This is a genomic window from Bifidobacterium sp. (genome assembly GCF_050874245.1).
In the GTDB taxonomy this organism is placed as follows: domain Bacteria; phylum Actinomycetota; class Actinomycetes; order Actinomycetales; family Bifidobacteriaceae; genus Bifidobacterium.
Window position 1 is genome coordinate 1 of the sequence record NZ_JBNMKH010000068.1, and the last position, 9,708, is coordinate 9,708.

At 60.8% G+C, this 9,708-nt stretch carries 7 protein-coding genes; 4 read left to right on the forward strand and 3 right to left on the reverse strand.

Annotated elements, in window-relative coordinates:
• Positions 1–135 precede the first annotated feature (135 nt).
• Positions 136–693: an FMN-binding protein gene (locus ACR0P8_RS07440; protein WP_432624483.1), complete on the forward strand. Its 558-nt coding sequence runs from the start codon at positions 136–138 to the stop codon at positions 691–693.
• 251 nt (positions 694–944) lie between these two features.
• Here ACR0P8_RS07440 and ACR0P8_RS07445 read toward each other — a convergent pair whose 3' ends face one another.
• From ACR0P8_RS07445 to ACR0P8_RS07455, 3 genes are read right to left on the reverse strand one after another with little or no spacing between them, the layout of a single operon-like run.
• Positions 945–1,667: a TetR/AcrR family transcriptional regulator gene (locus ACR0P8_RS07445; RefSeq protein ID WP_432624489.1), complete on the reverse strand. Its 723-nt coding sequence runs from the start codon at positions 1,665–1,667 to the stop codon at positions 945–947.
• A 1-nt stretch (position 1,668) separates the two neighbouring features.
• Positions 1,669–3,867, reverse strand: coding sequence for a YhgE/Pip family protein (locus ACR0P8_RS07450; protein ID WP_432624484.1), 2,199 nt, complete (start codon positions 3,865–3,867; stop codon positions 1,669–1,671).
• A complete protein-coding gene (locus tag ACR0P8_RS07455; protein ID WP_432624485.1) occupies positions 3,864–6,668 on the reverse strand; it encodes a YhgE/Pip family protein in 2,805 nt (934 codons plus the stop codon). The genes ACR0P8_RS07450 and ACR0P8_RS07455 overlap by 4 nt, the downstream gene beginning before the upstream one ends.
• Positions 6,669–6,976: 308 nt before the next feature.
• Here ACR0P8_RS07455 and ACR0P8_RS07460 point away from each other — a divergent pair, with 308 nt between their 5' ends.
• From ACR0P8_RS07460 to ACR0P8_RS07470, 3 genes are all read left to right on the forward strand, one after another.
• Positions 6,977–8,551: an adhesin gene (locus ACR0P8_RS07460; RefSeq protein ID WP_432624486.1), complete on the forward strand. Its 1,575-nt coding sequence runs from the start codon at positions 6,977–6,979 to the stop codon at positions 8,549–8,551.
• Between the two features lie 171 nt (positions 8,552–8,722).
• The gene (locus ACR0P8_RS07465) at positions 8,723–9,361 is read left to right on the forward strand and encodes an ethanolamine utilization protein EutL (protein ID WP_432624487.1); all 639 of its coding nucleotides are present in this window, start codon (positions 8,723–8,725) and stop codon (positions 9,359–9,361) included.
• 151 nt (positions 9,362–9,512) lie between these two features.
• Positions 9,513–9,708 (forward strand): hypothetical protein (locus ACR0P8_RS07470; RefSeq protein ID WP_432624488.1); only part of this gene is annotated, 196 nt, incomplete at its 3' end.

Genomic DNA, 9,708 nt, shown 5'->3' on the forward strand with positions numbered 1-9,708 from the left:
CCGACGAAGGCTGCGAAAACCGGCGATACGGACGATCGCACGGCGGACAACCATACGGCGGAATAGTAGGCATGAGGCCGTTTTGCGGCGGCCGGTCGAACACATCGCCCGTTACGAAGGGCAGAAGGGGTAACAATGAGCGCTGCTCAATCAAACGCGGTCAAAGTCATCGCGCTGTCGGCGGCAAGCCTGGCGCTGCTGTCGGCATGCGGCGAACCGAAGGCGACGCCGATGGACGATGAATATGCCGGAAATTCCGGCGAAAGCGTGCAATCGCAAGAAGACAAGTCGAAAACCGACGGCAAGGCCACCGACAACACCGCCAACAGCGACGGATCCACGAAGAACCATGCCGACGATAAGAATTCCACGACCTCCGACAAGAAGGACACCGGCAATTACGCCGACGGCGACTATTCGGTCAACGGCCAGTACGGTCCGGTCGGCGAGGATACCATCGACGTGCATCTGACCGTCAAGGACCAGAAGGTCGCGTCGGTGAGCATCATCGGCCATCCGTTCACGTCGATTTCCAAAAAGCATCAGAACGACTTCGCCAAAGCCGTGCCGGACGCGGTGGTCGGCAAGCCGCTGAAGGATCTCAAGGTCGACAAGCTCGCCGGCGCCAGCTGGACCACTGAAGCCTTCAACAAGGCCCTTGACGTGGCGCGGCAGGAGGCTTCGGTCCAGTAAGGCCGGGATGCGATGTGTCACGATTCCGATTTTCGACCGAAATTTTGAATCGTGACACATTCAATTGCATAGGAATACCCCCAAACTATTTTTTCCCCGACATTTTTGGAAGGAAAATAGAAATTAGGGGGTATTTGCGCAGGTTGCGATGTGTCACGATTCCATTTTCGCCCAAAAAAAATCGAATCGTGACACATATACGGGGGTGATTGTCCGGTACGGGGGTATAACGAACGGCGCGCAAGGGAAAGTCACCCGGCGCAGACGTTCGGCCAGAGTAGCGCGGTCATGCGTTCGGCCCAGGAGCCGGTCTCCTGCCCCATGTCGGGCTTGTGCTCTGCCAGCGCCTTGCATGCCAGCATGGAACCCAGCACCGTGCTGAACAGGAACTTGCAGTCCAAGCCGCCGCGGAACACTCCGGCACGAATGCCGCGTTCCATGAAGCTTACGAAACGTTGTTCGGCCGGTGCCAGCACCTGCGTCGTGATCGCCTTGAGCGAATCGTTGTCGGACGTCAGCACCACGCCGACGGCCTTCAGCCCAAGCTCGCTGTCGAAGCAGCCTTGGATGCGTTGCAGCATCTCGCGCAGACCGTCGCGCGACGGTTGCAGATCGTCGAAATCCGGCAGTCCGGCCACTTCCACTTGGATGCGTTGCAGTAGGTCGTCGGCATTGCGATAGCGGCGGTAGATGGTGGTTTTCGCCACTCCCGAACGGCGTGCGACCTCCTCGATGGTCACCGCGCCGATGCCGTCGGAAATCAGGATTTCCAATGTGGCGCGCATGATTTTGCGGTCGGTCTGCTCCCGCAGCTGCTCACGCCGTCCGCGGGCTTTGCTGACGACGCCTTCCACCGCATCCTGCACGGCGACTTTGACGGTTCCCGGCAGATTTCCCGGTATGGTTCCCGGCGCGTTGCCGCGTACGGGTTTCGGAGCGTCCGTCATCGGTGTGCCCATGGATGCGCCCGTCATGTCAGGCACTTGCGATCACCTTCGTGCTTTCCAACTTGCCCACATACCATTTGTTGAATTTGATCAGCGGAATGCGCAGCAGCAGACCGATGAGCAGCAGCGGCGGAATGAATAGCAGCAACGCGCCGATCGCATACCAGTAGTCGTTGCCGTAGATGCCTCCAATAGCCGCACGCATGGCCACGATCGAATGGGTGGCGGGCAGGAACGGGCTGATTCCGCTGATGACCTTCGGCAGTACGGCCAGCGGATACGCGCCATTCGCGCCGGAGATCTGCATGACGAGGAACAGCACGCCGATGGCCTTGCCCACATTGCCGAAGCTGGCCACGAGCGTGTAGGTGAAGAACGAGAACACCAGGCCGCTCACCCAGCCGGAAAGCATGAACAGCCACGGATGCACCGCCTGCACGTGCAGGAACAGCAGGCTGCCACCCAGAGAGAACGTGCTTTGCAGCAGCGAGATCACGCCGAACACGCCGTAATGGCCGAGGAACAACTGGTGCGGTTTCGGATCGCCGAGCTCCTGACGGGTCTTGCGCGAGACGGTGGTCTTGAGCGTCACCACCATGAGCAGCGAGCCCACCCACAGCGGTAGGAACGTGTAGAACGGCGCCATTTGCGAGCCGAAGTTCTTGACCGGGAACACCGCGTTGCGCTTCACCTTGACGGGGGCGGCCAGCGTGGCTGCCAGCGATTCCGTGTTGTTGGACAGCACGTCCTTGACGGTGCTCATGTCGCCGCTGTCCAGCGCGTCGGACAGCGTGCCGGTGAACGTGCCCAGCTTTGTGCCGGCCTTGGAAAGGCTATTCGCGGTGGAATCGAGCACTTTGTGGATGGCGGTCAGCTGCTTGTCCGCGTCGGCGGTGGTGGCGTTCAGGTCGCCGAGCGCGCCTTTCAGGCTGGTTGCGGCCGAGTTCAGCGAGGCGACCGTGTCATTCAGCGAGGATGCGATGCCGTCGAGCTGCGGCTTGAGCTGGGTCTCGTAATCGGTTTTGACGCCTTTGATGGACGATTGCGCCTGCTGGGTCAGCTTTTTGATTTCCGTCAGTTCCGTGGCGGTGTCGCTCACCTTGGTGTCGATGTTGGTGGCGCTGCCATTGAGCGCCGTGGCCAGATCGTTGAGCTGCGTGACGGTGGCGTCCACGTTGGTCTTGAGATGGTCGATGGCGGTTTTCACCACTGCCGGCAGCTTGTCGTTCTTGCCGAGTTCGTCGAGCGAATCGGAGATCTGCTGGTAGCTTTGCGCCTGCTTGGTGACGTTCGCCGCCTGGTTGCGCAGCGCGGTGGCGGTGTCGCCCGCCTGCGTGCCTGCCTTGTTGAACAGGTCGTCCACGCTGCCGGACATCGTCTTGAAGCTGTTGGCCGACTTGCCGAGCGCGGTGCCAAGGGCCGTGGTGCTGGTCTTCACCGCACCGGTCAGGTCGTCCACGCTGCCGCCGGCCTGCTTGAGCGTCGAGCCGGCGCCCTTCGCGCTGCCGTCCACCTGCGCGACCAGGCTGGCCGAGCTGGACAGCAGATTCTGCGCGCTTTGGGTCAACGAGCCGAACGATTTGAGCATGTCCGCGCTTTCGGTGAGCGTGCCCGAGAACTCCTTGACGTTGCCGGTGAATTGCGTGAGCTGGCTCTTCGCCGCCGGCTTATCCATCTGGCTGGCCAGCTGCGAGGCGATTTCCAACGCGGTGCCGGTGAGCGTTTCGGAGAACATCTCGTTGATCTGCGCGCTCACCGTGTCCGCACCCTGTCCGGTGATCTTCGGCGCCAGCGCGTTCTTCTTCTCGTTGTTGTAGTAGGTGAGTTCGGCATGGTCGCCATCGGAGGTGAAGAACGTCATCATACGGGTGCTGAAGTTCTTCGGAATCACCACGGCCGCGTAGTATTTGCCGGATTTGGTGCCGTCGATGGCCTCCTTTTCGGTGGTGAAGGTCCAGTCGAGCTGGCTGTTGGAACGCAGCGTGTTGACCACTTCGTCGCCGATGTTGATCTTCACGGGGATGAGGTCGGACTTGTAACCCCTGTCGGTGTTGGCCACGGCGAATTTCAGATCGCCGGTGTTGGCGAACGGGTCCCAGCTGGCGGCCACGTTGAACCAAGTGAAGATGCCGGGAATCACCACCAGGCCGATGACGATGATGACGGAGACGACGTTGCTGGTGATGCGTCGGATGTCGCCGACGAACAGTTTCCAGATGTTTTTCATGCGTTGCTCCTTCCTGCGTTGTTGGCGATGTCTTCGGTGGTTTCGTTGGTTCGTGCAGCTCCGGCACCGGTTCCGGACGTGGTTCCAGCGGTTTCGGACGCGTTCATCTTCCGGACGAGCATGGCGATGCCGTCGCCGTCGTCAGGGTTCGTGACCGTCACATTCGCCGTCGTTTCCCTGGAGATGGCTGGCTTGCGATCGTCTTTTCCGGAACGTCGCTGCGTCTTGCGTAATAGCCGGTCCCGTCGCGCCTGTTGCGCGCGCTTTCTGCGGCGGATGCGAGCGGCCTGACGCTCCATCAGCATGGATTGGATGGATTCGTCGCTCAGGCTGCCAAGCTCCACCTGACGGTTCAGGCTGTCCTTCATGTACTCGATGACCATGAGGAAGCCCATGATGAGCAGGATCCAGACAAGCCAGGTGGCCAGGACGGTCACCTTCTCGCTGTTGGTGAACGAGAACACGGCCGCCAGAATGACCGGCACGATGAAGCCGATGACCAGTGCGCCACGCTTGAGCTTCGGATACAGTTCGGTGAATCGGCTTGCCCGTTCCTCGATGGCCTCGCGGTAGCCGCCCTTGTCGGCGAGCACCTGGATGGCTTGGGACACGTTGTATCCACGCTCCGGAAGCTCGACCTCCTCGCCGATGATCATGTCGCTTTCCTCGATCTCGCGGGCGAACAGGCGGTTGAGATTGGCAAGTAGCGGACGAATCACCAATCCGATGAAGAAGGCGACGGCGGCGAATAGCAGCAATGTGCCGATTGCCTTGAACCAGTGTCCGTCGTAGAAGCCGGCGATGGTCTCGCGGAACGCGTCGATCGAATAGCTGAACGGCACGAACGGGTAGACCGCGCGGAAGAACTTCGGCATCATTTCGATTGGGTACAGGCCGGACGCGCCTGGAATCTGCACGATGACCAGCGCCACGCACAGGCCCTTGCCGATGTGCATGAACGTGGTGGACAGCGCGTACGTGATGCTGAGGTATACCAGCGACGTGATCACACCGGTGAGTATGAACAGCGGCGTGCTTTCCGTCTGTACGCCCAGCATCAGGTCGCCGACGGTGCACAGCGCACCCTGGATGGCGCCCATGGTGCCGAGCAGCAGGTAGCGCGACAGGTACTTTTCAGTGGGGGTCGGGTCGAGGTCCTCGAGCTCCTCGTCGTCCACCTCCACTTTGAAGATCACCACGAAGGCGAACGCGCCCACCCACAGCGCCAGATTGGTCATCAGAGGAGCCATGCCGGAACCGTAGGAGTTGATCGGGTACACGTTCTTCGTGCTGATCACCGTGGGGGATTCCATGAACGAGGCGATTTTGTCCGTGTCGAGCGAGCTATCGCCGGTCAGGGTCTTGAGCAGGTCCGCTGTGGTCAGGGCCTTCAGGTCGGTGCTGACGGTGGTAAGCTTCGTCTCCACCTTCGCCAGCTGCCGGTCGGTCTGCTCGAGCGTGGAGCGGGTGTCCGACGCCAGCTTGTCGAGCTGGTCAAGCACGAGGCCGGTCTGGCTGACCAGTCCGGTCTGGTTCGTCACCGTGCCGGACAGTGTTCCGGTGGTGCCGGCCAGTGAGCTCAGGCCGGAGTTGAGCTGCGGCAGCGCTCCGGAATTGATGGTGTTCCGTGCGGCGTCCACGCTTTTTAGCGTGGTCTGCGTGCTGTTGTTGAAATCGGTGGAGAGTCCGGTCACGCTACCGGCTGTGGCCTGCGTGTCCGCGCTCAGGGTCTTGAGGTCGGTGAGCGTTCCGGCGGCGGCGTTGTTGGTGTCCTCCAGCTTGCTGATGATCTGCTGGTATTGCGCGTTGTCGCTGGCCGATTTGAGCTTGTCGATGAGTTTCGCGTTGCTGTCGGTGACGCTTTGCATGCCGGTGACCGCCTGCTGCGCGGAGCCGCTTGCCGCAGCTACCACGGAAGAAATCTGGTTGATGCTGGCGGTCGATTGGGTCGCGGCTTGGGAGACGAGTCCGGAGCCGGTCTCCAGCGCGCTGCCGGCGGCGGAGGAGAAGGTGTTGAGGCGGTTCTGCGCGATGCCGATCGCGTTGGACGTGTCGGCAAGGCCCTTGCCGGCGCTTGCCGCGGCCAGCTGCACGTCGTTCATGGCGCTGCGCGCGGCGTTGGTCTGCTGCGGCACGTTGGCGAGCTGCTTGTCGAGATCCGCGATGACGGAACGGATCGAGCCCACGTTGCGATTGGTTTTGTCGAGTTCGCTGATGGCGTCGCCGGCGATGGAATGGACTTCGCCGCTGGCCGCGCCGTTGGCCGCGTTGATGGCTTTGACGAGCGTTTCGCTGACGGTGGATACGAAAGTGTTGTTGACGGTGCGGTCGACCGTGGTGGCACCTTGGTCGGTGATTTTCGGCGAGATCGGGCTCGCCTTCTCGTTGACGTAGTATTCGAGCGTGGGCCGGTTCTTGCTATCGGTCACGACGTTGGCAAGGTCCTCGCTGAAATCGGATGGAATGACGATCGCCGCGTAGCAATCGCCCGACTGCACGGCCTCCATCGCCTTGGACCTGCTCATGAACTCCCAGCCGAGCTGGTCGTTGCTTTTGAGCGTGCTTTCGATCTGGTCGCCAAGATTGACTTTACCGAGCAGCGCATTGTCGGTGCCTTCGTCCGTATTGGCCACGGCCACCTTGATGCCGTTGGTGTTGCCGTACGGGTCCCAGAATCCGTAGATGTTGAACCATGCGTATAGCGGCGGGATGAAGATCAGACCGATCATGATCACCCATGCCGCCGGCACGGTGAGCAGACGTTTGAAGTCACGACGCAGGATCTGCAGTACGTTGCGCATTGTCTCTCCGGTTTGGCGATTGATTCCTCTCATAGCGATACGGGGAACGTAGCGCTACGCGATTCGTATCGTATAACGCGCTCTGGGACAAAGCTGCCCCATCTTCGCTGAGCGCGTCGACGTTATGTGCCCAAGGTGGAAAACAGGTGAAAGCGAGCGTAACCACCGCGAAATCGCATTCAGAAAACTCCCAAAAACCATCCAGAAACCTTCCGGACGTCATCCAGTTCCATCGCAACAACAAGATGCTTAATACAACTAACGACGTCGCATAACCACACATCCGCCTTCAAAGGAAAGGAACGATCATGGCTTATGCAACCCATCAACGTGCCAATCGCAGAACGCAGCCGATTGGCAAAGCCATCGCCATCGCGGCGGCCGTATCGCTGGTCTCAGGCTTCGGAGCGGGCATGGGCGTGACGGCACTGCTCAAAGCGAGCCCCGGATCGCAGCAAAGCATCTCGGCCACGCTCAACAAAACCGGCGGAGCCAACACCATGAGCTACGACTACACAGGCACCTACTCCGGCGCGCTCACCGCCGACGGCAAAAAGGTCACGTCGGACGGTGAAACCACCACGGCCACCGAAACGGACCAGAACGCGGCGCTCGCGCAAAACGGTGGCACACTCACCATCACGAACGGCAAATTCGTCAAATCGGGAGACAGCGGCAACGCCGACAACTGCAATTTCTACGGCACCAACTCGGTGCTGCTGGCGGTGGGGAAGCAATCGAAAGCCGTCATATCAGGCTCCTCCATCAGCGCCGAAAGCGCCGGATCGAACGGCATCTTCGCCACTGATTCGGCCACGGTGTTGGCCAATGACGTGGACATCGCCACCTCCGCGGCCAACTCGCGCGGGCTCGACGCCACTTATGGAGGGTCGATCATCGCCGACGGCATGACCATTAATACGAAAGGCGACCACAGCGCATCCCTGGCCACCGACCGCGGCGGCGGAACCGTATCCGTCACCGGATCCACGCTCTCCACCGCCGGCAGCGGCTCGCCGCTGCTGTACTCCACGGGAGATATCGAGGTGTCAGGCGTTACCGGCACGGCGAGCGGATCGCAGATCGCGGGCATGGAAGGCCTCAATACCATCCTCATCAACAAGTCGACGCTGGAAAGTACCAACACCGGTACCTCCGGCTCCGACCCCGTGGCCAACGGCGTGATTATCTACCAGTCCACCTCCGGCGACGCGGACACCGCCACCGGCGAGCACGCCACATTCCAGGCGAAGGATTCCACGTTGAAATCCGCCATCGAATCCGGTTCGATGTTCTACTTCACCAACACCACCGCCGACGTGGTGCTGCAGAACACGGAACTTGACTTCGACTCCTCGGCCGCGAACCTCATCCTCGCAGCCGGCAACGATTCGAACAATTGGGGGTCGGCCGGCTCGAACGGCGCCACGGTGACCTTCACCGGGCGCTCGCAGGATCTGTCCGGCAAGGTGAGCGCCGACACCATTTCGACGGTGACGTTCAATCTGCTGGAAGGCTCCTCATGGACGGGTTCGGCGGAAATCACCCAGAATTCGTCGGCTTCCGGCTCGTCGTCGGCTTCCGAAGCGCCGATCAGCGTGAACGTGGACGGCACCTCCACATGGGTGGTCACGGCCGATACCACCATCTCCGCGCTGAACGTGGCCTCCGGCGGCAAAGTGGTTGATTCCTCCGGCCGCACAGTGACCATCAAGGCAGACGGCAAGACCGTGGTTTCGGGCGACAGCGACCTCACGGTGACCGTCACCGGCTCGTACGGCACCTCGGTCTCCGCCGACTCCGACACGAAACTGAGTTCGGACGTGGCCGACCGCGCCGCATTCGACAAGCAGTTCGGAACCGATACCGCGTGGTCGTTCTGACGATTGCTTGACGATCGCTGGAGCGGTTCGGGGTGTGTCCATCCGTCCATGCTCGTCGGCTGGTCTCGTTCACAGCAATCCGCAATCCATCACCATTCGCAATTCGCAACTATTCACAACAATCCAAACAATCCATAACGATTCAAACAATTCACTGCAAGGAAGTGCATCATGACTGACTTCGATTTCAATACCTCAGCCCCGTCCAACAATGCCGTTCCGTCCAACGGCACTGCTCCCGACGATACCCGATCCGGCAATGTCGGCTACGGTGGCACCAGCTATGGCAGCGCGATACCCGACGGGAATCCCGGCAACTACCGGACGCCGAATCCGCAATCCGAGACGGAAATCTTCGAAAACCCGGCCGCGGCGGCAACACCATCGCCGAAACTCGGTGGCAAGACCATCGCCATCATCGCGGGTCTCAGCTTGGTATGTGGCCTGATAGGCGGTGTTGGCGGAGCTTTCGCAATGAACGCGATTTCCGGTTCGGGCCAGCAGCAGACGAGCCAGCAGGGCCCTGGCGGCCAGTCCAATGGTCAATCCAATGGTCAGATGGGCGGACCCGGCGGACAGTCCGGCTCCGGCAGTGGCCAGTCCAATGGTCAGATGGGTGAGCCGCCGAGCGGGCAGCCTGGCCAAGATGGTTCCGATTCCGGTCAGAGCGGCCAGGGCGGTTCCGGCCAGTCAGGCCAGTCTGGTTCTGGTCAATCCGGCCAGCAGTCCGGCTCCGGTTCCAGCTCCTCCGGTTCCAGCAATTCCAGCAGCTACCTGGATTCCGAGGATTCCGGCAGCATCGCCAGCTGAATGAGGCTCGTGCAGGGTGTCTCTGCAACTCTGATGTCTTAGACCCCAGTATTCAACCCCCGTACATGTAGCGTCTTCGGGAAATGTGGCGTTTTCCGCGGCAACTTCATGTACGGGGTATTCTTGTCGGTGGCCGCAAGACACGCTTTTCATGATGGTTCCCGAATCGTCGATGGCGGGGTCGGGATCGGCGGCCAAGGAATCCTCCGAGGTCGGCTCCAATCCTCAGTGCGCTGGCCAATCGCCATACCCCTATCTTCTTTCCCCACAGCGATTATTGCCGCCGTTTGATAGCGTTGACCGCGGGAAGGAGCGGCACATGAGCGAAACCGCGCAATCCGAAGCAC